This window comes from Vibrio sp. Isolate33, assembly GCF_022397895.1.
GTDB classification, from domain to species: domain Bacteria; phylum Pseudomonadota; class Gammaproteobacteria; order Enterobacterales; family Vibrionaceae; genus Vibrio; species Vibrio pomeroyi.
Genome location: NZ_JAKEUP010000001.1, coordinates 550,944 through 576,427, shown reverse-complemented (window position 1 = coordinate 576,427; position 25,484 = coordinate 550,944). Strand labels below are relative to the sequence as shown.

25 protein-coding genes are annotated in these 25,484 nt (G+C 44.8%); 14 read left to right on the top strand and 11 right to left on the bottom strand.

Annotation, left to right across the window (positions count from 1 at the left end; translation table 11 throughout):
• Positions 1-85: 85 nt before the first annotated feature.
• Together L1D37_RS02375 and L1D37_RS02370 are read right to left on the bottom strand one after the other, a co-directional pair.
• Positions 86-469, bottom strand: coding sequence for a VOC family protein (locus L1D37_RS02375; protein WP_239846737.1), 384 nt, complete (start codon positions 467-469; stop codon positions 86-88).
• Positions 469-1,401 (bottom strand): LysR family transcriptional regulator, encoded by a 933-nt coding sequence (locus L1D37_RS02370; RefSeq protein ID WP_239846736.1) that lies wholly within the window; start codon positions 1,399-1,401, stop codon positions 469-471. Before L1D37_RS02370 ends, L1D37_RS02375 begins: the two co-directional genes overlap by 1 nt.
• Before the next feature lie 342 nt (positions 1,402-1,743).
• Between L1D37_RS02370 and L1D37_RS02365 the strand changes: the two genes are divergently transcribed.
• From L1D37_RS02365 to L1D37_RS02335, 7 genes are all read left to right on the top strand, one after another.
• Positions 1,744-2,880: an efflux RND transporter periplasmic adaptor subunit gene (locus L1D37_RS02365; protein WP_239846735.1), complete on the top strand. Its 1,137-nt coding sequence runs from the start codon at positions 1,744-1,746 to the stop codon at positions 2,878-2,880.
• Positions 2,873-4,144, top strand: a complete 1,272-nt coding sequence (locus L1D37_RS02360; protein WP_239846734.1) for a TolC family protein — start codon at positions 2,873-2,875, stop codon at positions 4,142-4,144. The genes L1D37_RS02365 and L1D37_RS02360 overlap by 8 nt, the downstream gene beginning before the upstream one ends.
• Positions 4,141-5,370, top strand: coding sequence for an ABC transporter permease (locus L1D37_RS02355; protein ID WP_239846733.1), 1,230 nt, complete (start codon positions 4,141-4,143; stop codon positions 5,368-5,370). The genes L1D37_RS02360 and L1D37_RS02355 overlap by 4 nt, the downstream gene beginning before the upstream one ends.
• Before the next feature lie 2 nt (positions 5,371-5,372).
• Positions 5,373-6,656, top strand: a complete 1,284-nt coding sequence (locus L1D37_RS02350; protein WP_239846732.1) for an ABC transporter permease — start codon at positions 5,373-5,375, stop codon at positions 6,654-6,656.
• Positions 6,657-6,675: 19 nt separating this feature from the next.
• Positions 6,676-7,380 carry an ABC transporter ATP-binding protein gene (locus L1D37_RS02345; RefSeq protein WP_239846878.1) on the top strand — a complete coding sequence of 235 codons (705 nt, stop codon included), beginning with the start codon at positions 6,676-6,678 and terminating at the stop codon, positions 7,378-7,380.
• Between the two features lie 213 nt (positions 7,381-7,593).
• The gene (locus tag L1D37_RS02340) at positions 7,594-8,838 is read left to right on the top strand and encodes an MFS transporter (RefSeq protein WP_239846731.1); all 1,245 of its coding nucleotides are present in this window, start codon (positions 7,594-7,596) and stop codon (positions 8,836-8,838) included.
• Positions 8,839-8,891: 53 nt separating this feature from the next.
• Positions 8,892-9,704: a helix-turn-helix transcriptional regulator gene (locus tag L1D37_RS02335; RefSeq protein WP_239846730.1), complete on the top strand. Its 813-nt coding sequence runs from the start codon at positions 8,892-8,894 to the stop codon at positions 9,702-9,704.
• Between the two features lie 16 nt (positions 9,705-9,720).
• Here the strand turns inward: L1D37_RS02335 and L1D37_RS02330 are convergent, their stop codons facing one another.
• Positions 9,721-10,452 (bottom strand): EAL domain-containing protein, encoded by a 732-nt coding sequence (locus L1D37_RS02330; protein ID WP_239846729.1) that lies wholly within the window; start codon positions 10,450-10,452, stop codon positions 9,721-9,723.
• A 383-nt stretch (positions 10,453-10,835) separates the two neighbouring features.
• On the opposite strand from L1D37_RS02330, the gene L1D37_RS02325 reads away from it, so the two are divergent.
• The 3 genes from L1D37_RS02325 to L1D37_RS02315 all read left to right on the top strand — a co-directional run bounded on the left by L1D37_RS02325 (position 10,836) and on the right by L1D37_RS02315 (position 14,205).
• The gene (locus L1D37_RS02325; RefSeq protein WP_239846728.1) at positions 10,836-12,029 is read left to right on the top strand and encodes a glycine C-acetyltransferase; all 1,194 of its coding nucleotides are present in this window, start codon (positions 10,836-10,838) and stop codon (positions 12,027-12,029) included.
• Positions 12,030-12,136: 107 nt separating this feature from the next.
• Entirely contained in the window at positions 12,137-13,168 is a 1,032-nt protein-coding gene (gene tdh, locus L1D37_RS02320) for an L-threonine 3-dehydrogenase (RefSeq protein WP_017059546.1), read from the top strand.
• A gap of 176 nt (positions 13,169-13,344) precedes the next feature.
• Entirely contained in the window at positions 13,345-14,205 is an 861-nt protein-coding gene (locus tag L1D37_RS02315) for a hypothetical protein (RefSeq protein WP_239846727.1), read from the top strand.
• A gap of 57 nt (positions 14,206-14,262) precedes the next feature.
• On the opposite strand, the gene L1D37_RS02310 is transcribed toward L1D37_RS02315, so the two are convergent.
• Positions 14,263-14,418 (bottom strand): hypothetical protein, encoded by a 156-nt coding sequence (locus L1D37_RS02310; RefSeq protein ID WP_239846726.1) that lies wholly within the window; start codon positions 14,416-14,418, stop codon positions 14,263-14,265.
• 287 nt (positions 14,419-14,705) lie between these two features.
• Between L1D37_RS02310 and L1D37_RS02305 the strand changes: the two genes are divergently transcribed.
• A complete protein-coding gene (locus L1D37_RS02305; RefSeq protein ID WP_239846725.1) occupies positions 14,706-14,951 on the top strand; it encodes a hypothetical protein in 246 nt (81 codons plus the stop codon).
• 77 nt (positions 14,952-15,028) lie between these two features.
• Here L1D37_RS02305 and L1D37_RS02300 read toward each other — a convergent pair whose 3' ends face one another.
• The 3 genes from L1D37_RS02300 to L1D37_RS02290 form a co-directional block, all read right to left on the bottom strand.
• A complete protein-coding gene (locus L1D37_RS02300) occupies positions 15,029-16,252 on the bottom strand; it encodes a DUF819 family protein (RefSeq protein WP_239846724.1) in 1,224 nt (407 codons plus the stop codon).
• A 517-nt stretch (positions 16,253-16,769) separates the two neighbouring features.
• Complete coding sequence (locus L1D37_RS02295) at positions 16,770-18,692, bottom strand: monovalent cation:proton antiporter-2 (CPA2) family protein (RefSeq protein ID WP_239846723.1); 1,923 nt, start codon at positions 18,690-18,692, stop codon at positions 16,770-16,772.
• On the bottom strand, positions 18,692-19,309 hold the full coding sequence (locus L1D37_RS02290) for an NAD(P)H-dependent oxidoreductase (RefSeq protein ID WP_239846722.1): 618 nt from the start codon (positions 19,307-19,309) through the stop codon (positions 18,692-18,694). The genes L1D37_RS02295 and L1D37_RS02290 overlap by 1 nt, the downstream gene beginning before the upstream one ends.
• 318 nt (positions 19,310-19,627) lie before the next feature.
• Between L1D37_RS02290 and L1D37_RS02285 the strand changes: the two genes are divergently transcribed.
• Complete coding sequence (locus L1D37_RS02285; RefSeq protein ID WP_239846721.1) at positions 19,628-20,704, top strand: beta-eliminating lyase-related protein; 1,077 nt, start codon at positions 19,628-19,630, stop codon at positions 20,702-20,704.
• 138 nt (positions 20,705-20,842) lie between these two features.
• Here the strand turns inward: L1D37_RS02285 and L1D37_RS24000 are convergent, their stop codons facing one another.
• Positions 20,843-20,968, bottom strand: a complete 126-nt coding sequence (locus tag L1D37_RS24000; protein WP_017060906.1) for a hypothetical protein — start codon at positions 20,966-20,968, stop codon at positions 20,843-20,845.
• Positions 20,969-21,214: 246 nt separating this feature from the next.
• Here L1D37_RS24000 and L1D37_RS02280 point away from each other — a divergent pair, with 246 nt between their 5' ends.
• A complete protein-coding gene (locus tag L1D37_RS02280) occupies positions 21,215-21,649 on the top strand; it encodes a YccF domain-containing protein (RefSeq protein WP_017629666.1) in 435 nt (144 codons plus the stop codon).
• Positions 21,650-21,787: 138 nt separating this feature from the next.
• Here L1D37_RS02280 and L1D37_RS02275 read toward each other — a convergent pair whose 3' ends face one another.
• The 3 genes from L1D37_RS02275 to L1D37_RS02265 all read right to left on the bottom strand — a co-directional run bounded on the left by L1D37_RS02275 (position 21,788) and on the right by L1D37_RS02265 (position 24,491).
• Positions 21,788-22,711: a hypothetical protein gene (locus L1D37_RS02275; protein WP_239846720.1), complete on the bottom strand. Its 924-nt coding sequence runs from the start codon at positions 22,709-22,711 to the stop codon at positions 21,788-21,790.
• Between the two features lie 207 nt (positions 22,712-22,918).
• On the bottom strand, positions 22,919-24,067 hold the full coding sequence (yiaY, locus tag L1D37_RS02270; RefSeq protein ID WP_176679892.1) for an L-threonine dehydrogenase: 1,149 nt from the start codon (positions 24,065-24,067) through the stop codon (positions 22,919-22,921).
• Between the two features lie 238 nt (positions 24,068-24,305).
• The gene (locus tag L1D37_RS02265; protein ID WP_239846719.1) at positions 24,306-24,491 is read right to left on the bottom strand and encodes a hypothetical protein; all 186 of its coding nucleotides are present in this window, start codon (positions 24,489-24,491) and stop codon (positions 24,306-24,308) included.
• A 234-nt stretch (positions 24,492-24,725) separates the two neighbouring features.
• Between L1D37_RS02265 and yjjG the strand changes: the two genes are divergently transcribed.
• Positions 24,726-25,400, top strand: coding sequence for a pyrimidine 5'-nucleotidase (yjjG, locus tag L1D37_RS02260; protein WP_065584585.1), 675 nt, complete (start codon positions 24,726-24,728; stop codon positions 25,398-25,400).
• Positions 25,401-25,484 lie beyond the last annotated feature (84 nt).

Below are 25,484 nucleotides of genomic sequence, written 5' to 3'. Positions count from 1 at the left end.
CTCGACTTGAGAAGGTCCGTTTATTCATCAGGCATGCGCTTCTTCTGTGAGGAAGACTTTAGACTGCACTAGATTTGATAAAGCCTTATGTTTGATAAAGCTCGAGCGGCAGGCCGTCAGGGTCTGCGAAAAACGTAAATGATTTCCCCGTAAACTCATCCACTCGAATCGGTTCGACTTCGATTCCTTGTCCTTCCAAATAGCTTTTGACTTGTGGAACGTCATCAACACAAAAGGCTAAATGCCTCAGCCCTTGAGCTTCAGGAAAGCTAGGTCTTTCAGGTGCGTTAGGGAAACTGAATAATTCTATTTGAGCGCCATTAGGTAGCGCTAAGTCGAGCTTGTACGATTGGCGTGCTTCACGGTAATTCTCTGCAATAATTTCCAGCTTTAAAATCTCAGTGTAAAAGCGTTTTGAGGCTTGGTAGTCTGAGCAAATAATGGCAGCGTGGTGTATTCCTTTCAGCATCAGTTTATTTCTCCTGCCAACTTGTCACCTAAGTGCTCCATAGCGTAATCAATAAACACACGTAGACGAGCAGGCATGTATTTGGTTTGAGCAAATTGCATCGCGATAGCGCCGTGGTAATTACTCTTAATCGTCCAATCTTCTAATACTTGCACCACAGAGCCTTCAGCCAGCGCATCTTGAATAACAAAGTCGTGGAAAATACCTACGCCAAGGCCTTCTTTCACACCTTTGAGTCGCATTTGGGAGTGGTTTACCGCGTAACGGCCACTGACGGATACCGTGTGGAATTCATCGTCTTTCAAGAAATCCCAAATGTGGTCTTTGTCTGTTTCTGCAAGGTATAAACAGTCGTGCTGAGAAAGATCAGTCGGGTGGTGAGGAATTCCTTTGGCATTTAGATAGTCGGGGCTCGCACATAACACGAGGTTTGTCTTTCCAAGCTCTTTCAAAACTAAGCTTTCATCGGGCTTATCGGTAAGGCGAAATGCGATGTCGATGCCTTGGCGCAATATGTCGATGTCGCCATCAGCAGCTCTTAACTTAAGTTGTATCTCGGGGTACTGGTTTAAGAATGGAACAACGAAAGGTTGTAGAACCGAGTTCAAAAAGGCTTCTGGTGCCGCCACCGTTATAGAGCCCGCAGGTTCAGTGTGATCAGAGGTAGACAGTTCAACCGCTTGCTGCGCGGCATTAATCATGACCACGCTTTGGTCATAAACCAGCTGGCCTGCTTGCGTGATGATCAATGTACGAGTCGTGCGTTCAAACAGCTTCACTGAGAGCGCTTTTTCTAAACGTGTGATCAGTTTACTCAACGCTGAGGGTGTCACCCCTAATTGTTTTGCTGCCGCAGTAAAGCTCCCTTCATTAACTACTAAAATGAATGAGGCGAGATCAGGAAGGAGGGCAATGAGTTTGGGGTTGACCATAAGTATCCATGAGAGTCAGCGATGAGCGTAATGGTTATTGTGAGTGATTCAACTTAATTTGTGAATCAGTTTCATTAATTTGCAAAAGTAAAATTAGTCGTGATGATGTTTAACTATCGATTTGCCTCTTCTTCAGCTCAATGTATTTGATTCAATCATCCTACGCCCGGCAACATTTAGACTCATGCGACTTGGTGGATTATCCATCTAACTTACTGTCAATAACTATCTGACATAGCCATACCAAATATTACAAACTCGCGACATTAAAGCCGATATTATTCAAGAACTTTATGTTCATAAGGTGGTCACAAGACTACATAAAAATAATTGGAATCAATAATGGCAAAAACTTGGCTTGTCGCTGCTGTGAGCGTTGCATTACTTGGCGGCGGTGCGTATTTCTATCTGCAATCTTCGGCTCAACCAGAGGCGTTTCCGACATTGGCAGTGGAAAAGGGAACCATCGAGAAACAAGCGGTGGCAGTCGGCAATATTGTCCCTGTACACTCGGTCTCTATTAAGTCACAAATCGATGGCATCGTGGGTGAGATGTACGTTCAGGTCGGTGAAAAAGTCAAGCAAGGCCAACCATTGATTAAGGTTCGTCCGAACCCGACGCCACAAGCATTAACCGACGCATCAACAGATCTAATGCGCAGCGAAGCGGACCTCGAATCAGCCAAACAAAAGCTCGCCAACCTAGAAAGCTTGGTGAAGCAAGACATCATTCCAAAGAATTACGATGAATACGTTAGTGCGCGTTCAACCGTGAAATCGGCTCAAGCGAACGTACTGCAAAAACGCCAAAACCTCGAATTAATTCGCAGCGGTGAAGCTTCCATTGGTGACGCTCGTTTAACCTCAACCATTTACGCACCAATTGATGGCACAGTATTAAATCGCAAAGTGGAAGTGGGTGAACCAATCATCTCGACTGAATCCAGCCAAGCGGCGACAGAAATGATGTCTCTGGCTGACATGAACAGCCTGATCTTCAAAGGCAGTGTGAGCGAGCACGATGCCGCGCAGCTTTCTCCGGGTATGCCAGTTCTACTGACCGTGGCGCCGTATCCTGATGTGGAAATCTCTGGTGTGCTAACCAAAGTGGCGATTCAATCAGAAAACCTTAACTCGCCAGAAGGCAATGCCTCTGCAAAAAGCTTCGATAACGGATTTGAGGTCGAAGTGGGTGAGCTGAAGATCCCGAAAGAAGTGTTGCTGCGTTCGGGCTTTTCATCAACGGCACAAATCACACTGAAGAAATCTCAGAACGTATTAACCTTGCCAGAACGAGCGCTGCAATTTGATGGCGACACGCCAAACGTATTAATCCCTGATAGTTCAGAACAAGGCTTCCACAAACAGGAAGTGAAGCTAGGCTTGTCGGACGGTATCAATGTAGAAGTGTTAGAAGGTGTTGAGCTAGATGAAGAGATCATCGATAACAGCATGATGATGGGAGCTGCACATGGCTAAGCTGCACTTATCTAAAATTGGTGTTGCGATATTAGCGGCAACACTCAGCTTACCAAGCTATGCAATTTCGATTGAACAAGCGTGGCAACAGGCAAAGCAAAGTGATCCAAATTACGAGAAAGCCAAAATTGGTGTTCAACTTGGTGAAGTGGGTGTCGATGCAAGCCGTAGTTCACTCTTACCCGGTTTGAGTGCGACAGCATCAGCGAATTGGAGCGAATCTGCCGACAATACTAATAGTTATGGCGCATCACTTTCTCAAACCATTTGGGACAGCAGCTTGTGGTCGGATCTAGACCAAGCGAATGCCAACTACATCAAAGCTCAGCTTGAACTGGCTCAATCACATAATGAATTAGCACAAAGATTGCTTTCATCGTATTTGGATGTCGCGAGTGCACAAGGTGATTTGCAGTTGGCGCAGTCCAAGTTGGAAGAAGGTAATAAACTGCTGAAGATCATCGAGAAGCGTTACCTCGCGGGTAAAGTGAAATCCGTGGATGTCGAGGAGATCCGTGCGACACAAGTTGCTGACAAAGTGGGTATTTTGAGTGCGCGCTCAGACTTAGAAGTCAAACGAGCAGAACTGGCGGCCTTGATTAACCAAGCTCCCCAAGATGTTGACCAAATTCGAACTGACTCTCTTGTTCAACCGCCAATGATGGTGGAATCGCAAGAACAATGGCTAAAGCTTGCTAAAGACAGTAGCCCAGAATTGCTGGTAGCAGCACAGAACGTTAAAGCCAGCGAGTTTGCCAAAGACTCAGCCCAAGGCGGTTACTACCCAACGGTGAAAGGTAATGTTGGGTATAACGATGATGACCGACGTAAAGACGGTGAATTCAGCGCGGGCATTACACTCAGTGTGCCTATTGACTTGAATGGCGCAACGCGTGCCAGAGTGGACGAAGCGTCACTCAATACCTTCAGCGCAAAACAAGACTTACGTAAAGTCGAAATCGACATCCAAAAGCGCGTGATTCAGCAATTTACTCAAGTCGACATCAACTGGAATCAAGTGTTGATGGCGAACGAGCTGGCGACTTCTCGCGAGAAAGTGTTGCGCAGCAAAGAGAAACTTTACGATGCGGGTATGTTAGAAGTCTCGGAAGTGATTAGTGCGCACAACAGCTTGTTTGAGGCGAAAAATAGCCTGCAAAACAATCTGTACAACTACTGGCGTCAGCGTATCGGCTTGTTGCAAACCGCAGGTAAGTTAGATGACGACACCATGGTACTGATCTCCCGAGCATTTAACTCATGAGCCGTCTATTGCAGCAAACTTTATTACAGCAAACATGGCAAACACTGATGGCGCATCGCATGAAGAGCATGCTGGCCATCGTAGCTATTGCTTGGGGTGTGATTTCGGTTGTGGTGTTGATTGCGTTGGGTGAAGGTTTTTATCGCCATCAAACTCAGCAGTTGTCGTTTATGGTCAACAATGTGCAAGTCGCGTTTCCATCGAGCACCAGCAAACCTTGGCACGGATTACCTTTACGACGTCAGATTCAGATCCCGCAGGATAAAGTCGATATGATCGAACAATCGGGCTTTGTGAAATCTGCATCCAGTGTGTATGCCAAGTGGGATGCGAACATAACCAATGAAAAAGGCCAAAAACTCACGAGTTTTGTTAGCGGCATAGACCCGTACTATTTCTCATTGATTCAACGCAAGTTGGAGTCAGGTTCGCGTAATCTGTCACCCAGTGATATTGCCAATCACACTCGCGTAGCGATTTTGGGGGATCAAGTCGCTAGGATGGGGGGAATTCATGTCGGGCAAACCACCAAAGTCAATGGCATTCCATTTTTGGTGATCGGCATTATGAAAGACGAAGATGCGGGCATTTCATTTGGTGATAGCCGCAGAGTTTTTATTCCTCATACTACGTATCTTGATTTGTGGGATGCTAAACCCTGGATGCTGCTACTCAAGCCTGTCGACGGTATGGATAGCAATGCATTCCGACAAGCCATCGTAAACTTTTATGCCAAACAATTACACTTTGACCCGACCGATAAAGAAGCGATTAACTTGCCAGACTTTAGCGAGGGAGCGGCGGTGATCACGGGTATTTTCCGCGGCATTCAAATCTTCCTGGGTGCAAGCGGCGCAATGACCATGGCGGTTGGTGCGCTTGGCGTTGCAAACATTATGTTCCTCTCTGTGACAGAGCGAACGCGAGAAATCGGTGTACGCTTGGCGATTGGTGCAACGCAAAAATCTATACTCAACCAATTCATCCTTGAAGGACTCATTTTGGTGGCTGTTGGTACAGCACTTGGCTTAATCGTGGCTTACTTGGTGGTGGCACTGCTCGGGTCTATGCATTTACCGGATTGGTTAGGTTTTCCTGTGATTACGGCAGATTCCATTACTTTGTCATTGTTGGTGACTCTCGTTCTAGCGCTGTTGGCGTCTTACTTTCCGGCAAGGCGAGCATCGCGTCTCACCCCCGTAATAGCATTAAGTGCGAGGGCCTAAATATGTTGCTACCAATGAGACAAATCTTTCAGGAAATGGCAGCAGAAAAGCTGCGTTTGGGTTTAACCATTCTTGCTGTGGCATGGGCGACCTTGTGTATCGCCGCAATGCTGGCCGTGGGCGAGGGCATTCGTCAGGGCGTATTAAGAACCGCGCAAAATGGCAACGGTAATCTGATTTACTTAACCGGAGGCATGGCGACTGTCGATTATGGTGTGTTCCACCAAGGTAAGTTTCTAACCTTAAAAGCTGACGATACCGATGTCGTTAAAGCCCTGCCAGAGGTGAAAAGCGTTGCGCCAACCGCAGTATGGGATGAGCGAATTACTGTCGGTGATCGAGGAATATGGCAAAAACCATTAGCCGTCACGACAGACTTCGCATCGATGACCAACTTAATCCCGATGGATGGCGGACGTTGGCTCAATCCACTTGACCAAAAAGAGATGCGTAAAGTCGTTGTGTTGGGCTATTCACTTGCTGCGGACTTGTTTAACCCTATTGAAGATTTCAGCTGGTTTACCCCTGTGACACTGCAAACCAACCCTGTCGGTGAAAAGGTTAAGATAGGCAATGAAGAGTTCACCGTAATTGGTGTGTTGAAGAAGAACAGTGCTGAAATCGAACAGGGCGACCAAATCAACTACGCCAGCTTCGTACCGTTAGCAACGTGGCAACGCTTTCATACCAACGGCGATATCGGAGGCATCAATGTCGAGCCGCAAGCTCATGCTGATCGTGAAAAACTGGCAAAGACCATTCGTCAGGTGATTGCTCGTAAACACGGCGCCAGTGTGAGTGATGAGCAAGTCGTCCAAGTGGAAGACATGTTCCTCAAACAGAAAAGCATGCAGCAGTTCTTGATTGGTTTACAAAGCTTTCTTGGCATCATCGGCTTTGTCACGCTGGCTGTGGCGGGCGTAGGGATTGCGAATGTCATGTACGCGACCGTAAAACGTTCCACCCGAGACATCGGCGTGCGTATGGCAGTTGGTGCCACGCCCACAGCCATTCGTCTTCACTACCTAGTGCAATCACTGATGACCATGATGCTCGGTGGTGTGCTGGGGCTAGGTGTGACTTACACGCTTGTATCGGCAATCAGCGCCATAAACCTAGAAGGCAACACCTTCTATGAACATCTTGGGAAACCGGTCCCTGAGCTGTCTTGGATCGTTGTTGCGATTGTGATTTCCACCTTGGTGTTTATTGGTGTCGCCTCTGCATGGCTGCCTGCAAACCGAGCTGCCAAAGTGAGCCCATTGGAGGCGCTGCAAAGTGAATAACAAAAATTCTGGAGATAAGATGTCGAACACGCCACTGGTTGATTTGACCAACATTTGTAAATACTACTCAAGCGGAGAGGCGGAAGTACGTGCGCTAGACGGTGTCGACTTGACCATCAACCAAGGTGAATTTCTTTCCATTCTTGGTCCGTCTGGCTCAGGTAAATCGACCCTGATGAACATGCTGGGCTGCTTAGATAAACCGACCGATGGCCAATACCATTTGGGTGGTCAAAACGTCGCAAGTTTAAGTCCGAATGAGCTAGCCGGTATTCGTAACCAAAAGATAGGCTTTGTCTTCCAAAGCTTCAACCTGTTGGAATACGCGACAGCGTTGGATAATGTGGCACTGCCGTTGGTTTACTCTGGAATCAAAGCCAAAGAACGTCGCCAGCGCGCGGCGAAGCTTCTTGAGCAAGTTGGACTAGGGGATCGCCTCGACCACAAACCAAACCAGCTTTCTGGTGGTCAAAAGCAGAGAGTGGCGATTGCGAGAGCCCTAGTTAACGATCCGCAAATCATCTTAGCGGATGAACCTACAGGGGCATTGGATTCAAAATCCGGCGCAGAGATAGAGGCTTTGTTTAATCGTCTTCATGCGCAGGGACGAACATTGATTATCGTGACACATGATAATTCGCTTGCTGAACGAACCAAGCGAATCGTGACGATCAAAGACGGAAAGGTATTGTCTGACCGCAAAGGGCAACATTACTCAGCCTAGTGCGTTGATCTTTGACTAGAGGCTGCTTTATTACCTTAATTCTAGACCACTCTTCGTTGATGGTATGTTGGCTGTGAGCATCTGCTAATGTGAAATAGGTATGGAGGTGCCATAATTTACATAGCTTTATTGAATACTCTGTATCTATTCTACTTACTCTATATACTGGCTGAATAATAATATTTAAATCAGTTGGTTATAGAGGCGTTATCTATGGATAGATCAGAAAGCTTGTTTCAAAAGCAGCGTATAAAACGGTTTAACTTTTCAGTATGGACAGTTCTGACTGGAACGTTACTCGCCCGAACAAGCTACTTTATGGCATGGCCTTTTCTGATCGTCTTTCTCTATGAAGATTACGGCGCTTCTGCGATTGAAGTCGGCACCATGCTAGCGGTATCCGCGGTTGTTGGTGCTGGAACTGGGCTCTACTCGGGTTACCTTTCGGATAAGCTAGGACGTAAATGGGTCATGGTGCTAGGCAGTTGGATTGCCTCGATATCCTACACTGGCATCGCATTAGCGAGTGAAGTGTGGCAGTTCTATGTGTTGATCATGATGACGGGTCTAATGCGTCCAATGATCGAAGCGCCAGCTAAGGCAGTCATAGGCGATAATCTCAAAGACTCCAAAGATCGTGAGTTAGCGCTGAACATTCGTTACTTCTTACTTAATCTGGGTGGCGCACTTGGCCCATTGATTGGTATCACTTTGGCTCTTTCTCAGCCACAAAACCTGTTCTTTGTTGCTGGTGGAACCTATGTTGTTTACGGTTTCTGGCTACTGTTAGGAATTGAACGCAAAGGTACTTTTACCAAGCTAGACCCCTCTCAACTGCCTAATTTCGCCGCGACGCTTAATGTGATTCGTAAAGACAATATTTTTGTAAAACTGATGGTCGCCAATTTCATCATGATGTTTGTCTACGCTCAGGTTGAGTCGTCAATTCCTCAAGTCATCGTGCGCTCTTCAATCGCTGATGCCGCTCAACTCATTGCTGGATTAGTGTTGGTGAATACGCTGACGATTATCGTTTTCCAGTTCCCAATGCTTAAATGGCTTGAGCACGTGCCGTTGTTTGTAAGAACTCGAATCGGCATGATTTTGATGGCGATTGCGCAAATTGGTTTTCTTTTTACACCAAATGATTGGCCACTAGGTTGGGGGATTGCTTGTTTTATATTAAGTTTAGGAGAAGTGATTGCTTTCCCAACCCTTAATGTACAAATCGATAGAATGGCACCGCCACATCTAAGAGGCTCTTACTTCGGTGCGGCTGCACTTTACTCTCTTGGCTTTGCTATTGCGCCACTGCTTGGTGGTGTGGTGATTGAGATGTTGAGCGCCTACTGGCTATTTGTGCTCTGCTTCATCCTATGTTTGGTGATGATTTGGTTGTACTGGTTGGCAGAGCATACTGAAGACAGTGTCGAAAGAGAGTCGATGACCCAGAGCTAGCGAGATGAGCCTTGGGTGTTAAGCGACTGATAATAACTAAGGTAACGTGAGTTATGGATAAATCGAATTTTGCACAAAAGTTAAAGTATCTGCGTGAAGAGAAAGCTTTATCTCAGGAAGAGTTTGCAGAGTTGTTGTCCCATTCTCACCGAGCATTTTCTGGTGTCAATCAGGTGATGGTGAGCCAGTGGGAAAGGGCAAAAACATTGCCGAGTTTTGTGCGTCGTCTGGGTATCGCGAGCTTCTTTCAGGTCGATTACGACTTCTCTGTTGAAGAAATGGTGCAGGTGAAAGCCGCCACTAAGAATGTGGAGCGTCCATTCAGTGTTGATATCGGTTATGACTACGAGGTGACGAGCGTTGAGTCATACAGCATGGGGACACTTCCAGAAAAAAGGCTCAAATCGATTCAAATCATGCATCAAAAAACCTATGGCAAAGATTTTATCGAGGTCTCTAAACATCTAGGTGTGATAAAAGAAGATATGCAGGTGCTGTGTTTTCTTTTTGAGGGTGTCATTATAGGGCATGTGGTGTATGACGGATTAAGTAAGATGCTTTGTAGTGTTGGTGCCGTTAGTATTGTTATTCGTCGTAAGATATTCGATTACATGGCGGACAACTTATCGGGTACTGAATTCCGCTTTCCTACTCTTGATCCTGCTATGAGTCAGTTCCTGTATGACCTTTATCTAGAACCTTATATGAGTAAGCTCGGCATGCCGTTCTTCAAGGCAGATATAAAGAAGATAGTGAAAAATCCCTTTTCTCAGAACATCCAAAATAAACACGATATCTACTTCAAGTACATCCGTTACCACGACCTTAAGCAGAAGAAAAAAAGCGTCGAATTTGTCTTAAGTTAGAGCCAGTTAATGTGTTCTACATAACCAATCTAAGATCAGTGAGAGGCAGAGGTTTCGAGTATAAGAAGCCTTGGTAGCGGTCAAAACCAAGCTGGTGGACTCGTTGATGTGTATCAGAATCTTCAACGCCTTCTGCCACAGTTTCAATGCCAGACTCTTTGCAGTACGCCAATGTTTGTTTAACCAACTCAGAGCGTGCTGGTTCAGCGCTGTTCACAATCGACTTATCAAATTTTACTTCATCGACATTGAGGCTCTTCACCTTATTCATGTCTGAATGGCCAATGCCAAAATCATCGATAGAGATTTTTACGCCCAGAGATTTAAAACGCTGAATCTGTTCACACAATTGTTCGTCCAGCTGATCATTTTCACTTAGCTCAAAAGTCAGTTGCTCCGCCTTGAAAGATGCATTCCACAGCAGCTCACGAACTTTCTCAACGTTATCTGGGTTCGCTAATACTTTCTTGCTGATGTTCACTGCTAAGTTGAGATGAACAGAGAGTGATTTCACTTCAGTGAGAGATTGCTCAAGCACACTAAAGAAGATCTCTTCTTCATAACCCAATGCAAACGCACGATCGATAAACACACCTGGAGAGAAAATGCCTTCCTCTGGGATATCTAGGCGAAACAGTGCTTCGACCCCAGTTACTTTCTCGATACTAGGCTCAACCTTTGGCTGATAAAAGCAGGTGTACCAGTCGTTTTCAAAGGCTTCTTGTATGATGTGGTCTGATAGGTTCATGTGTGTAGCTTCTCTTCTTGTTTCATTTGCATAGCGGCGTAACGGCCGCACATTCTGAGAGAAACCTAAATTCATCACTATATCGTTCTGAGATGAAAAATTGATATTTGATATGAAAGCGAAATTAGACCGAAATGGAGGGTAATTTGACGTTAAAAAGAGCAGGTAAGACGCGTTTATGTGCCCTGTGTCACTGGGATGAACTATTATTAGTGCCTCAGATTCACTAATGTTTTTCCAACTAAAGGGATAATCGGAATGCGGATGTTCAACTAGAATATAGGCATTAGTTTTACAGTGTAAATGATCGTTTTGAGATCGTTTATATCCCTACATAAAGCGGCGCGTGATGCTGCTGAATAATAATTAGGAAGGAATGAACAATGTCTTCTGCATTTTACCAACAGATTCAAACTCAAATCGAAGAAGTTAAAGAAGAAGGTCTTTACAAGTCTGAGCGCATTATCACTTCTGCTCAAAAAGCAGCGGTTTCTATCTCGACTGGTGAAGAAGTACTAAACTTCTGTGCAAATAACTACTTAGGTCTTGCTAACCACCCTGAACTGATCGAAGCTGCGAAAGGCGGTATGGATCAACACGGTTTTGGTATGGCTTCAGTGCGTTTCATCTGTGGTACTCAAGACTCTCACAAAGAACTAGAGCAAAAGCTATCTACGTTCCTTGGTAAAGAAGACACAATTCTATACACATCTTGTTTTGATGCGAACGCTGGCCTATTCGAAACGATTCTAGGTAAAGAAGACGCAATCATTTCTGATGCTCTAAACCACGCATCTATCATCGATGGCGTTCGTCTGTGTAAAGCAATGCGCTTCCGCTACGCGAACAACAACATGGAAGAGCTAGAGCAACAACTTATCGCAGCTAAAGAAGCTGGCGCTCGTCACACACTTATCGTAACTGACGGTGTGTTCTCTATGGACGGCGTAGTGGCTAACCTTCCTGCTATCTGTGACCTTGCTGATAAGTACGGCGCACTAGTAATGGTTGATGATTCTCACGCAGTGGGCTTCATGGGCGAAAACGGTGCGGGTACTCACGAGTTCCACAACGTTGTTGACCGTATCGACATCATCACAGGTACGCTTGGTAAAGCAATGGGTGGCGCTTCAGGCGGTTACACTTCTGGTAAGAAAGAAGTAATCGACTGGTTACGTCAGCGTTCTCGTCCATACCTATTCTCTAACTCTGTTGCACCTGCAATCGTATCGGCGTCTATCCGCGTTCTAGATCTTCTAGCAGAATCTGGTGACCTACGTACAACACTATGGGAAAACTCTGCACACTTCCGTACTCGCATGGAAGAAGCTGGTTTCACTATGGGTGGTGCTGACCACGCAATCATCCCAATCATGCTTGGTGATGCAAAAGTAGCGGCTGAATTCGCAGAGCGCGCTCTAGAGAAAGGCATCTACGTTGTAGGCTTCTCTTTCCCTGTAGTACCAAAAGGTCAAGCTCGTATCCGTACGCAAATGTCTGCAGCACACTCTCGTGAGCAACTAGATCGCGCAATCGATGCGTTCATCCAAGTTGGTAAAGACATGGGTATCATCTAATTTTATTGCAGGTTGTTGGCGTAACGCTAACGCTGTGATGATTAGATAAGAACAATGAGATTTTTGATTCTCGCCTTACAGTTAGGCGAGATGAACTAGGTAACATTATGAAAATTAAAGCACTTTCTAAACTTAAGCCTGAAGAAGGCATCTGGATGACCGAGGTTGAAAAACCTGAAATGGGTCATAATGATCTTCTTATCCGTATTAAGAAAACCGCAATTTGTGGTACAGACGTACATATCTACAACTGGGATGAGTGGTCACAAAACACAATTCCAGTACCTATGGTAGTAGGTCACGAATACGTGGGTGAAGTTGTTGGTATCGGCCAAGAAGTTCGTGGTTTTGAAATCGGCGACCGTGTATCGGGCGAAGGTCACATCACATGTGGTCACTGTCGTAACTGTCGTGGCGGCCGTACTCACCTTTGTCGTAACACAACAGGTGTTGGTGTTAACCGCACAGGTGCATTCTCTGAGTTCCTTGTGATCCCTGCGTTCAACGCATTTAAGATCCCTGCAGAAATCTCTGACGATCTAGCATCAATCTTTGACCCGTTTGGTAACGCAGTACACACAGCGCTTTCTTTCGACCTAGTAGGCGAAGATGTGCTAATCACAGGTGCTGGTCCAATCGGTATCATGGCTGCTGCGGTTGCTAAGCACGTTGGTGCTCGTCACGTTGTAATTACTGATGTAAACGAATACCGCCTAGATCTTGCTAAGAAAATGGGTGTGACTCGCGCAGTAAACGTGATGGAAGAGAAGCTTGAAGACGTAATGTCTGATCTTGGCATGACTGAAGGCTTCGATGTAGGCCTAGAAATGTCTGGTAACCCATCTGCGTTCAACAGCATGCTGACTAACATGAACCACGGCGGTAAGATCTCTCTACTAGGTATTCCACCATCAGACATGGCAGTAGACTGGAACCAAGTAATCTTCAAAGGCTTGGTTATCAAAGGTATCTACGGTCGTGAGATGTTCGAAACTTGGTACAAGATGGCTTCTTTGATTCAATCAGGCCTAGATCTAACACCAATCATTACTCACCACTACAAAGTGGACGACTTCCAGAAAGGCTTCGACATGATGCGCTCTGGTATGTCAGGTAAAGTAATCCTAGATTGGGAATAAGCAAATAGGGGAGACCCTTAGCTACTTCCACAATGAAAATGCCCCAAAGAAATTTGGGGCATTTTTTGTTTTCTAGGAACCGATTAATTCTTGATGTCGCTGAATGGCTATTTTACCTCTCGCTAGTCTTTAAAATACGCGCAATATACTGCGTTTAATTTTTAAAGAGGGCTTCAATGGCTTGTAAACCACTTGCACTGATAATAACTGGAATATTATTAACGCCGAATTTTGCGACCGCTAATAGCACTATCTCGAAAGGTAATAGCGACCAAGCAGCAGAAGAGGCAGCAAAGGAACTTGCAAACCCCAACACGGCTTACGCGAGCCTTAACTTAAAGCTCCAATACTCCGGGGGATATGACGGGGGAGGAGACAGCTTCGCCACAGTGTTACAACCAACTCTCCCTTTCCCTATGGATAATGGCGACAAAGTCATCTTCCGTCCCGCTATCTCTTATGTTCAGAATGATTTCAATGTGGATACGCCGGCAAGTTCCCAACATATGGATCAGTCAGGAGTGAGCGACATATCTTTCGATCTAGCCTATGCGCCTAAAATGGAAGGTGGGACCATCGCTGCTTTTGGTGTGTTTGCTTCGTTACCAACCGGTAGCAGCGAATTCACTGCGGATCAGTTTGCCGTTGGCCCTGAATTTATGTACGGCAAAGTGAGTGCTGAACGCGTTGTAGGTGTGTTCCCAAGCCATCTTTATGGCGTATCGGGCAAAGGGGCGGATCACTCTGAGACTCGTATCAACAAGACGTCTACGCAGCTATTTTGGGTTGAGTTATTGGAAGGTGGGTGGACGGTAGGTTCAGCACCGACACTGTCCTACGATTGGAATAACGATCAGGCTGAGATTCCGTTGAATATTAGCGTGAGTAAAACAACCGTTTTGAATGGTCGGCCTTGGAAGTTTGGCATTGAAGCTAATTACTATATCGAGAAAGATGAAAACACGCGCCCAGACTTTATGTTGAGCTTCAACATTAGCCCAGTAGTGGAAAATAAACTGGCGTCTTTATTCGATTAATCTTGGTTTAGTCTGACTCAATGAGAGAGGCTGAACGGTGGTCGTTTAGCCTGTTTTTTAAAGCCAATAGGTTAACCACAAAGCAAATAAAGACATAGCTGAGAACAGAGCAACGCGCTTGTTAAACATAGGCTTGTCCCAGCCAAGCTGAGCTACATCTTGTTCTGTCAGTTCTATGTTGATCTGTTCGCAGTATCTATCGAGTTCTTTCATCGTCATCACCTCTTCAATTACTTTGATAATCAATATAACTGGATAGGTGTGTTCGTATAAATCAAGGATTATATAACAGGCGTTTAGTCAGCCTGAACGATGGTTCGTTTGATCTTCAATAGGATGGAACCAAGCCTAAATCTCCCTACAGAAAAGCTAATGAAAACAAAACCAAAAACAGTTTGAAACTAAGAATAAACTTAAAACAAACGATTCGTTTTGAATCGAGATACGACTTATTCTCTATGATAGATTTCAAGCACTTAATCTAATTATTGGTGTATCAAATGGTACGAGTAGACGTTAGAAAGTTATCTAACACACTGAGCAATGCAGGCGTTCCAGAGAAGAGGGCGGTGTTACTTGCCAAAGCATTCAAAGATTCAATTAACGAAATCGACCCAGTATCTCAATCGTATGTGAACAAGAAAATTGAGAAGGCCAAAAATGAAACTCTTCAATACTTGTTGGCATTTTTAGGGCTGCAGATGGTTTTGATTCCATGTTTTCACTACATCATGATTAACTTGTAGGCATAAAAAAGTCCGATATTGGCGTACCAATATCGGACTTTGATGTTTAATGGTTGGTTTGAACTAAGTTAGCTCGATTAACCTGCAGCAGCCTGCATGATTAGGCCACAGATGTAAGCGCCGTATGTACCTAGAGCGTAACCCAATACTGCCATTAGGATACCTACTGGTGCCAATGCTGGGTGGAATGCTGCCGCTACGATAGGAGCCGATGCCGCGCCACCTACGTTAGCTTGGCTACCTACTGCCATGAAGAACAGTGGAGCACGGATTAGCTTCGCCATCGCAATCATAAGTAGAGCGTGGATAGTTAACCATGTGATGCCAATGAAGAAGTAACCTGGGTTATCCAAGATAGCGGTAATATCCATTTGCATACCGATAGTCGCGACTAGGATGTAGATGAACGCAGAGCCTACTTTAGACGCGCCACTGTGCTCAAGGCTGCGTGTCGACTTAAAGCATGAAGCGATAAGCGCGAACGTCGTTACCATTACGATTAACCAGAAGAACCCTGATGTCAGGCTGTATTTCGCAAGTTCTGGAGCGTTGGTTGAGATCCAAGGTGCGATAAGGTCACTGAACAAGTGAGCTAGGCCAGTCAAACCAAAGGCAATCGCAGTGATCTTCATTAGATCGGTTGTCGTCGTTGGGCGAGCGTTCTCTTCTTGGTATTTAGATACCGTCTCTTTTAGCTCTTCGATTGATGAAGTGTCGGCTTTAAGCCAAGCATCAATCTTCTTCTGACGGCCTGCCATGATAAGCAACACGGCCATCCAAATGTTTGCACAGATAACGTCTACCGTAATCATCGCTGAGAACAGTTGGTCATCAACCTCAAACACTTCTTTCATTGCCGCTTGGTTAGCACCGCCACCGATCCAAGAACCCGCAACAGTCGTTAGGCCGCGCCATACGTCGCCCGAAACAAGATCAGGGTTGACTTGATCGATAATCAGAATTGCTAATGGGCCACCGATGATGATACCGGCTGTACCTGTCAAGAACATGATGACGGCTTTAGAGCCAAGACCAAAGATCTTACGAAGGTCTGCTGAGATGATCAGAAGAACCAGTGCACTTGGAAGTAGGTAACGGCTTGCTACGAAATACAGTTTAGAGTTTGACGCATCGATGATGCCGAAGCTGTTCAATAGCGAAGGAACAAAGTAACAGAGCAATAGACCCGGAACGAACGAGTAGAATTTTTTCAGTGCGCTATTTTGGCTACTTTCCGTGATAAATACACCGCCAAGAATAACAGCTAACATGCCCATTATTACAGCATCATTAGTAATCATTATTATATCTCCTTTAAGGTGAGCGCAAAGGTCTCACTTTTTTGATTGCAGGACTATACCGACAACTTCCATTCGTTACAAATTGTAACGGGAGACATACTTTGAAATATTTATGTTAATTCAAATGACGTGAATTTGTGAGTTTAACGGTTAATTTATTGGTTTTGTGAATGTTTCCACTGGGGCTAGTAAGCTCGATTTTAATATATGCAATACTATTCAAACCCCTAAAAACGGTAAACATAATTTTAGTCGGGAATTGCATGACTAAAATGAGTGCATATATAGCCATGTTTAAGGTGTGGTTTATGCAAGGTGGGGATGTTTCAAAAATGTAAAAAATGAATCCATTTTTGTAAGGTGGACTGAGATTAAAAATTATAACTGGATCACATAAATCATGTGGTTCATCTGGTTTAGAGCCAATGTTTAGGCTTCATTACTTACTTTGTTTGCCTATAAATAAAGAAAAAGCGGCTCAAGGGCCGCTTTTTAGTGGTTAGTTATAATCGTTGGATTAGGATTCTTCTTCCTCAAAACCGTCTGCATAGCCTTTCGGTGGTGGTGTCCAACCACGCTCCGAACGAGAGTGCTTGTCTGAACGGTCTTTCTTCATATCTTCTTTCATTGCTTCTTCTAGGTGAATGAAGATTTGTCGGTAGTTATTATCGTAACGTGGGTTGTCTTCAGCCTCAGACCAAGCTTGGTATAGCTTTTCAGACTTACGGCTTTCAACACGTTGATACGTTGATTTTTGCTGTTCGACGAAGAAAGGGTGATGACCTAAAGAACGTAAGGCTTCAGCGCCCATTTCAAGTGCCGAATGGTACGTTTCTGATTCGACAAAGTCTGCACCTGCTTCTCTTAGGCGGTAGCTATGACCACGGTCGAATGCACGCGCTAGGACTTTCACTTTAGGGTAAGTGTGTTTAACGTACTTCACTAACTCGACGCTCGAGTCTTGGTTGTCGATAGCCACAACAAGCATGGCCGCTTCTTCTATACCCGCGGTATGCAACAGGTCGTGACGAGTCGCATCACCAAAATAAGATTTGATGTTAATAGAGCGCAGTACGTCCACTTGGTTAGCTTGATGATCCAGAACCACTGTTTTGACATCATTCGATACCAATAAGCGGTTAACGATCTGACCGAATCGACCAATACCTGCAATGATTACCGTGCCTTTCTCTTCGATGGTGTCTTCTTCTCGGTCGTTAGACTTTTGCTCATAACGAGGCAGAATCACTTTATCAAATAGGATAAACAGGCCAGGAGTTAAGAACATCGACAGAGCAACCACTAGCGACAGTGTTTGAACCAGGTCGGCAGGTAACACGTGGTTTTGTGCCGAGAAGCTCAACAACACGAATCCGAATTCACCAGCTTGTGCCAAGCTCAGAGTAAATAACCAACGGTCACTGTTTTTGATTTTAAAGATCAGCGCCAATGTAAATAGCACGAATGCTTTTAGAGCCATTACACCAATGGTTAAGCCAATGATGAGTGCGAAATCGTTGAATAGAACACCGAAGTCGATGCCTGCACCAACCGTAATAAAGAACAGACCAAGCAATAACCCTTTGAATGGGTCGATGTTCGATTCAAGCTCGTGTCTGAACTCACTGTTCGCCAGAACAACACCCGCAAGGAAAGTACCAAGTGCTGGAGACAAGCCCACAAGGCTCATTAACGCTGCAATACCGATAACAAGCATTAGTGCGGTCGCAGTGAATATCTCACGAAGGCCAGAGCTCGCAACAAAACGGAACAGTGGGCGACTTAGGAAGTGCCCGCCAACAACCACAATGGCGATTGAAGCGGTAATAACAAGACCGTATGCCCAGCTAGGAAGGCCTGCTACCAAACTCAGCTCATCGTGATGCGCTGCGGTTTCTGCTGCACTTTCTGCCAAGGCAACCAGTTCAGGAAGCGCAAGCAAAGGAATGAACGCCAACATTGGAATAACGGCAATATCTTGGAACAACAGAACTGAGAAAGCATTCTTGCCGCCTTCTGTTTTCGATAGCCCTTTTTCATTGAACGTTTGCAGAACAATCGCTGTCGATGAAAGCGCGAAGATCAAACCGATAGTGAGAGCGATAGTCCAAGGTTGACCAAAGGCGAGGGCAATGCCCATCACAATCGCAGTAGTGCCGCCAACTTGCAGACCACCAAGACCCATCAGGCGGTTTCTCATCGCCCAAAGCATCTTAGGTTCGAGCTCAAGGCCGACTAAGAACAGCATCATAACCACACCGAACTCTGCAAAGTGCTGAATGGTCGTGGTTTCTTCACCGACTAAGCCAATGATTGGGCCAATCACAACACCTGCAATTAAGTACCCTAACACTGAGCCTAACCCGAGTCGCTTCGCAATAGGCACTGCGATGACAGCTGCAACTAAGTAGATAAATGCTTGTAGAAAATATCCCGTCATTATTTAACCTCTGCCATTAGTTCATCTACGTAGTGGTTTAGCTTTTCTGCCTTGCTGGCTTTTTTGATGTTAATGTCGCCAGCAACTAGCGCTTCTAACAGCACTTTATAGCTATCAACGTGCTCTTGAATGCGGTTTTCTTCCAAAGCGGTACGTGAACCAAACAGAGCAAATGGTGCGAGGTAGGTCATCCCACATAAAGACGCGGTTTGTTCAATTGGGTGAAGCAGTTCTCGGATAGTGAAATGGTTGTAGCCATCACTTTGATAGGCGTCTTTTTTACCACCTGCAGTGATGCTGCATAACAATTTTTTACCCTGTAGTTCATTGCCATCGGCGCCGTAAGCGAAACCATATTCAAGAACCAGATCTTGCCACTCTTTTAGAATTGCCGGTGTTGAATACCAATATAGTGGGAACTGAAAAATGATAATGTCATGGTCCAACAGGCGTTTCTGTTCACGATCGATGTTGATTTTGAAGGTCGGATACTCAGCATAGAGATCGACACAGGTTACCCCATCAATGCGCTTGGCTAGTTCAAATAAGGGTTTGTTCGCTTCAGAGCGATGCTGAGAAGGGTGGGCGAATAGCACCAAGACTCGATTTTTCGACATATAGCCCTCTTTGTCCATTAACGAATAATGCTTATTGGAATTATAGATATACAATAATAGATGAATGATTGAAGAACAATGAATTAGCCCATACTTATCTACTTAGATGTATGTTTTGGGAGTGTCGTACTTACTCTCTGAGATTGGGTATAAAACACACGTCAGTTTGTGTATTTATGGCACATTCAGACTATGACTAAGTAAAACTAATTATTCGCGAATAATAACAGCGAACAGGTGCATTTTATGTCACCGTTGACGTCTAACGTAAATAATTCAATCACCCTACATAGAACTACAATGAATAAAGGAAAATATATGAGCACGGACTTGCGTCAACAATGTAATTTGTTGCTTTCTGGTCACTTTGAACCGACTCCGGCACAAACATTTGCTCAGATGGCTGAATGGTGTGAAACGAATAATGTGCGTCATGACAGCTATGGCGATGGTGAGTTCATCGAAGGCTTTGAAGCCAAAGTTGCAGAGCTGCTTGGCTATGAAGCGGCGGTGTTTGTTATTACTGGCACAATGAACCAACCGACAGCGTTAGAGATTGCGTGCCAAGAGAAAAGAAACCCACTCGTTGCGATGCATGAGTCGAGTCATATCATGCGTCATGAACGCCAAGGGTATCAGCTCCAGAACCGTTTCAATGTACTTCCGGTTGGTAATGTATTTCGAACTTGGAATGTTGATGACTTAAAGGCTTGGCCAGATGAGATCGCGGCGGCGTTGTATGAACTACCGATGCGTGAGATTGGTGGGCAACTGCCAGAGTGGGAAGAGCTTGAAGCAATAAAGCAATACTGCAAAGAACAATCGATCCATCTTCATATGGATGGTGCACGTTTGTGGGAGTGCGGCGCGTATTACCAAAAGTCTTACAGCGAGATCGCGAAGGGTTTCGATACGGCTTATGTTTCACTCTACAAAGGGTTAAACGGCCTTGGTGGTTCACTTTTATTAGGTGATAAAGCCTTCGTAGCGAAAGCGTCGGCATGGATGAAGCGTCAAGGTGGCAATGTATACCATCGAACGCCTTATGTGGTTTCGGCGGCCATGCAGTTTGACCAAAGACTCGAACTAATGCCGGCTTTGTATGAGCGTACTAAGCAGCTTTACCAAATCTTATTGGACTATCCTCAATTCAAAGTGAACCCGCAGCAACCTCAAGTGAACATGCTTCACCTTTATTTACCGGTGAGTTATGAAGAGGGCATCATAGCGCGAGACAATATCGCCAAGAAGCACAAGGTTTGGATAGGAAACCCAGCAATCAGCGAGCTACCAAATCAATGTAAGATCGAGTGGTATGTGGGTGATAACTTGTTGAACTTACCTGATCATGAGCTGATCGATATTCTAGATTTTATCAACGAAGAGCTGATTTAATTAGCGAAGAGTTGGTTTAATTAACGAAGAGCTGATTTGATTACAGAAGCGTTGAATTGTTCGCAGCAGAGGTGAGTTAATCGAGGTGAATACAGGACATGTTCCCTGTATTCATTCAAATAGAAATAACGGTGCGTGTTACATATATTGGTTGATGTACACGTCAACTAAAAACATGAATACAGGCACGGTGCTGAGAAGTCCGAAGAAGACGATTGGCACCCAGTTTTTCATTTTCTTTTTAGGTTGCTCAGTGTTGTTCATAAATTCGGCCTTTAATTCGTTGTTGAGTCTGTTTAGCTTTGTGGTACTAAATAATCTAAGAGCATGGTATCAAATAAACTCGATGAGCCCTATGCGGATTTGGCGTTTCGTGGCGTGTATCAAACACATAAAATCTCGTTGATTCATAAGCGGTTCATAAAGGCTCAATAATAATGAACCTATCAGAACAAGTATTGCCTTACTCGGCATATGAAAAACAGCATTCAAAGATTTGGAGAATACAGAATGAAAACAATAGGAAACATCATTTGGTTTCTGTTCGGTGGCGTATTTATGGGATTGGCTTGGTGGTTCTTCGGGCTGCTCGCGTTCCTTACCATCGTAGGTATTCCATGGGGACGAGCGTGTTTTGTCATGGGTAATTTCTCATTCTTCCCATTCGGCCAAGAAGCAATTTCTCGTGATGAATTGACCAACGAAATGGACATCGGCACCAGCCCGTTAGGCGTGATTGGTAACGTGATTTGGTTCTTATTTGCAGGTATTTGGCTTGCGATTGGTCACATCATGTCAGCTGTAGCGTGTTTCATTACCATCATCGGTATTCCATTTGCGATTCAGCACCTTAAGTTAGCACTTATCTCATTGGCGCCAATCGGCAAAACGGTTGTTGATAAGCGTGAAGCAGAAGCAGCGCGAGTAAGAAATTACAAAGGTTAAGATTTCAGCCTGAGCCTTATAGAAACTGAAAAGCACATCATTCGATGTGCTTTTTTATTGGTGCTAGGTTTATCTTCACTAAGGCTTTTGATTGGTTAGACGATGTAAGCTCAGCATTAGCGAGCTAAGCGTTGCGAGCTAAACGTTATTGAACAAGACCTCAATTCTAAGAGTGATATTGGCTTCTTCCGTGTGCTTTTCGTAAGGCTCTCTTTCCCACTGATAACGCGGGATGACTTCGTAAAACAGCCACTCTTTCCATACGTTTTCTCGGTAGGTCACAGATACCTGAGAGTATTCGTAGTGATTATACGGTTCGCTGGTCGCAGAGATAGTCGCGCTGTATTGCAGAGCTTGGTCTTGAGAAAGGTAATGATACAAGGTCAACCCTGTTCCATATTCCCAACCTTTGAGGTCGTCGTTATAACCCGCAAAATTCGACCATCGCGCTAAGAAATCATCACTTAGGGAAAGATCAAAATCGATATCGGTGATCTCTCCGGTCTCTTTCTTCTCTTGATATACACGCTGAGTCAGCCTGAATACCGCATCCGTTGTTAGTGGATAGGTAAATCGATAGCGAGCTTCGATGCGCGGACGCAGCGTCGCCTTGATATTGAAGCTACTGTAACCCTTGGCATAAGCGTCGTAACGCAGGCCAAGAGCACTCTCTAATTCTTCTGAATCTTGCGGAAAGAAATCCAAGAACTCTTCATCACCCACCGATTCATAGATTAACTTCAGTCTTTTACTCACAAAAGGTAGGTGTAAGCGTGCGTTGAGCTTAGTCGAGTAATCAACCTCACCACCTTCTGAATAGATAAAGTCGTTGTACCAACGAACAGAGGTGCCTGCACGAGCATCTTCGGTAATACGGTCATCCACAAAGAAGCTGTCAAACCATAACGCCGGTTGGCAAAACTTACTGTTCAAGTAGTGATAGGCTTTCTCGACAGGGGCGTCTTCTAACGGTTGGCTGTGGCACTCATCTTTTTCCTCCGCGAGTGCAGAGTGAGAAGCGAGTGAAGCTAATAATGAGGTGCTAACTATCCAACGACTCAATGGAACCTGTTTGTCATTCTATATATCAATAGGTTGACTATAACCAAGCGATCGCAACAATGCGACTTTTTCGTGGTGAGTCGCTATTGATTAAAGGCTCTAGGGAGTGGGGAAGACAAAGATTGGAAGGGATTGGACAGATAAAATAAAACGGGCTCAGAAGGTGAGCCCGTTTGTGTTTATATCGATTGGTTTCTAGAGCCTAGATTACATTGCTGCTTCGAAGATCGCTGAGATCTCTTCGTGAGTTGCTTGTTTAGGGTTAGTGAAACCACAAGCATCTTTAAGTGCGTTGTCAGACAGAGTAGGGATGTCTTCTAGCTTAGCACCAAGCTGCGCGATGCCTGTTGGGATGTTCACGTCGTTTGCTAGTTGAACAATCGCGTTGATAGCCGCTTCTGCACCTTGCTCTGGTGTCATGCCTTCAACATTCACGCCCATTGCTTTTGCAACATCACGTAGACGCTCAGGGCAAACTTGCGCGTTGTAGCGTTGAACGTGTGGCAGCAGGATAGCGTTACATACACCGTGTGGAAGGTCGTAGAAACCACCCAATTGGTGCGCCATTGCGTGAACATAGCCAAGAGAAGCGTTGTTGAATGCCATACCCGCCATGAACTGTGCGTATGCCATTTGTTCACGAGCTTCAATGTCTTCGCCGTGCGATACTGCTGTTCTTAGGTGCGCTTGCACAAGTTCAATCGCTTTAATCGCTACTGCATCTGTGATTGGCGTTGCTGCGATAGAAACGTAAGCTTCGATTGCGTGTGTTAGCGCGTCCATACCTGTTGCTGCAGTCAGTGATGCAGGTTTAGCAAGCATCAACTCTGGGTCGTTTACTGAGATAAGCGGTGTTGTGTGCTTATCAACGATAGCCATCTTAATGTGACGCTCTTCATCAGTGATGATGCAGAAACGTGTCATTTCAGATGCTGTACCTGCTGTCGTGTTGATAGCAATAAGAGGCATCATAGGCTTTTCAGATTGATCGACACCTTCGTAGTCTGCAATCTTGCCACCGTTAGAAGCAACTAACGCGATACCTTTTGCACAGTCGTGTGGAGAACCGCCACCTAGAGAAACAACGAAATCACAATCGTTGTCAGTCAGCAATTCAAGACCATCGTTAACGTTAGTGATAGTTGGGTTTGGTTGAGTACCATCGAATACAACTGCGTCTACGCCGCGCTGGCTAAGAAGGTCTTGTACCTGCTTAACTACACCAATTTGGTTAAGGATCTTATCTGTAACGATCAGACCTTTTTTAAAGCCTTGAGACTGAATGCTATCAGCAGCATCCTTCAGACAGCCAGTACCCATGAAGTTGATTGTAGGGATGTAAAATGCAGTAGACATTGGAAAACTCCGTTAATTATGATTTTTAATTTCCTACATGGTGTCGGCAATCAACTGGTCGACCATTGATCTGGAACAACTTTGATTTCGAACTACCACTTTGTGGTTATGCGTTGTGATAGGGCTCATATAGCAATCGTTTTTATGGTTTTCAGATATGTTTATTGTCAGTAATGGATGGCAAGCAATTGATTGATTTAAGCGCAGAATGGCACTCTATAACCATGAAAAATAACGGCTATTCAGTCAAAGTTGCTTCTAATTCATCTTTTTTCGATATCTCCATTGAGTCATCGCTGCATGTAACTTGAGGCTTTTGAGGCTCATCGGAATTTAAAGAATCAGAGGTGTCTTGTGATTCTTCATCATAATATTTAACAAGAAATGGGGTGAGCATGACAGATGACGGTAAGAAGTGCTTCATAATACCTCCCGGTACTTAAATGTATTTCTTGTATGGTATTGGTTTAATATGTGGCAAAATTTGCGATACATCATGACTTGCTGCTTGTTTTCTATAAATTGTTAGATTTATATACAGGCTCACAGATTTACGAGTAAAGTGATTGCCAGCCTACAAGGCGAAGAGAAAAATTAAGCAAAACTACGATAAAAACAGACACAGCACTGCTCAACAGCGCGAATAACAGGACAGAAAATGAAGTACGATTGGATATTCTTTGATGCGGATGAAACCTTGTTCCATTTTGATGCTTTTCAAGGAATGAAGCTGATGTTCTCCCGTTTTGGTGTGGACTTTAGTGAGCAGGATTATTCCGTTTATCAAGAAGTTAACCTACCACTTTGGGTAGATTACCAAGATGGCCGCATTACGGCAGCTCAACTGAAGCACGCGCGTTTTGAAAGCTGGGCAACAAAGTTAGAGACAACAACAGCAGAACTAAACAGTGCATTTTTGACCGCAATGGCGGATATCTGTTCTCTGCTCCCTGGTGCAAAAGAGTTGATGGAGTCTTTAAAAGGCAAAGTTAACATGGGCATCATCACGAATGGTTTTACCGAGCTGCAATCTATCCGTTTAGAACGCACCGGAATGACCGATTACTTTGACCATGTGATCATCTCTGAAGAAGTCGGTGTCGCGAAACCAGACGCTGAAATCTTTGAACATGCACACAAGCTTGTTGGCTTACCAGCAAAACAACGCGTATTGATGGTCGGAGATAACCCGCATTCAGATATTTTAGGCGGCTTGGATTTTGGGATTGAGACGTGTTGGTTGAACAGCCAAGAGAAAGCGGCACCAGCAGGTATTAACCCTCATTATCAAGTTAAGTCTTTAGCTGACCTGCAAGCACTCTTATTGGCATAATTGCTAATTGCTAATTGCTAATTGCTTTTAGATTTTTGAGTGAATGATTGATAGCCGAGTGCAGTTATGTGCTCGGCTACTTAT

What these genes read in the sequence shown, in the direction of transcription:
- L1D37_RS02375 (WP_239846737.1), bottom strand. Translation starts at nt 469, where the DNA reads ATGCTGAAAGGAATACACCACGCTGCCATTATTTGCTCAGACTACCAA.
- L1D37_RS02370 (WP_239846736.1), bottom strand. Translation starts at nt 1,401, where the DNA reads ATGGTCAACCCCAAACTCATTGCCCTCCTTCCTGATCTCGCCTCATTC.
- L1D37_RS02365 (WP_239846735.1), top strand. Translation starts at nt 1,744, where the DNA reads ATGGCAAAAACTTGGCTTGTCGCTGCTGTGAGCGTTGCATTACTTGGC.
- L1D37_RS02360 (WP_239846734.1), top strand. Translation starts at nt 2,873, where the DNA reads ATGGCTAAGCTGCACTTATCTAAAATTGGTGTTGCGATATTAGCGGCA.
- L1D37_RS02355 (WP_239846733.1), top strand. Translation starts at nt 4,141, where the DNA reads ATGAGCCGTCTATTGCAGCAAACTTTATTACAGCAAACATGGCAAACA.
- L1D37_RS02350 (WP_239846732.1), top strand. Translation starts at nt 5,373, where the DNA reads ATGTTGCTACCAATGAGACAAATCTTTCAGGAAATGGCAGCAGAAAAG.
- L1D37_RS02345 (WP_239846878.1), top strand. Translation starts at nt 6,676, where the DNA reads ATGTCGAACACGCCACTGGTTGATTTGACCAACATTTGTAAATACTAC.
- L1D37_RS02340 (WP_239846731.1), top strand. Translation starts at nt 7,594, where the DNA reads ATGGATAGATCAGAAAGCTTGTTTCAAAAGCAGCGTATAAAACGGTTT.
- L1D37_RS02335 (WP_239846730.1), top strand. Translation starts at nt 8,892, where the DNA reads ATGGATAAATCGAATTTTGCACAAAAGTTAAAGTATCTGCGTGAAGAG.
- L1D37_RS02330 (WP_239846729.1), bottom strand. Translation starts at nt 10,452, where the DNA reads ATGAACCTATCAGACCACATCATACAAGAAGCCTTTGAAAACGACTGG.
- L1D37_RS02325 (WP_239846728.1), top strand. Translation starts at nt 10,836, where the DNA reads ATGTCTTCTGCATTTTACCAACAGATTCAAACTCAAATCGAAGAAGTT.
- tdh (WP_017059546.1), top strand. Translation starts at nt 12,137, where the DNA reads ATGAAAATTAAAGCACTTTCTAAACTTAAGCCTGAAGAAGGCATCTGG.
- L1D37_RS02315 (WP_239846727.1), top strand. Translation starts at nt 13,345, where the DNA reads ATGGCTTGTAAACCACTTGCACTGATAATAACTGGAATATTATTAACG.
- L1D37_RS02310 (WP_239846726.1), bottom strand. Translation starts at nt 14,418, where the DNA reads ATGAAAGAACTCGATAGATACTGCGAACAGATCAACATAGAACTGACA.
- L1D37_RS02305 (WP_239846725.1), top strand. Translation starts at nt 14,706, where the DNA reads ATGGTACGAGTAGACGTTAGAAAGTTATCTAACACACTGAGCAATGCA.
- L1D37_RS02300 (WP_239846724.1), bottom strand. Translation starts at nt 16,252, where the DNA reads ATGATTACTAATGATGCTGTAATAATGGGCATGTTAGCTGTTATTCTT.
- L1D37_RS02295 (WP_239846723.1), bottom strand. Translation starts at nt 18,692, where the DNA reads ATGACGGGATATTTTCTACAAGCATTTATCTACTTAGTTGCAGCTGTC.
- L1D37_RS02290 (WP_239846722.1), bottom strand. Translation starts at nt 19,309, where the DNA reads ATGTCGAAAAATCGAGTCTTGGTGCTATTCGCCCACCCTTCTCAGCAT.
- L1D37_RS02285 (WP_239846721.1), top strand. Translation starts at nt 19,628, where the DNA reads ATGAGCACGGACTTGCGTCAACAATGTAATTTGTTGCTTTCTGGTCAC.
- L1D37_RS24000 (WP_017060906.1), bottom strand. Translation starts at nt 20,968, where the DNA reads ATGAACAACACTGAGCAACCTAAAAAGAAAATGAAAAACTGGGTGCCA.
- L1D37_RS02280 (WP_017629666.1), top strand. Translation starts at nt 21,215, where the DNA reads ATGAAAACAATAGGAAACATCATTTGGTTTCTGTTCGGTGGCGTATTT.
- yiaY (WP_176679892.1), bottom strand. Translation starts at nt 24,067, where the DNA reads ATGTCTACTGCATTTTACATCCCTACAATCAACTTCATGGGTACTGGC.
- L1D37_RS02265 (WP_239846719.1), bottom strand. Translation starts at nt 24,491, where the DNA reads ATGAAGCACTTCTTACCGTCATCTGTCATGCTCACCCCATTTCTTGTT.
- yjjG (WP_065584585.1), top strand. Translation starts at nt 24,726, where the DNA reads ATGAAGTACGATTGGATATTCTTTGATGCGGATGAAACCTTGTTCCAT.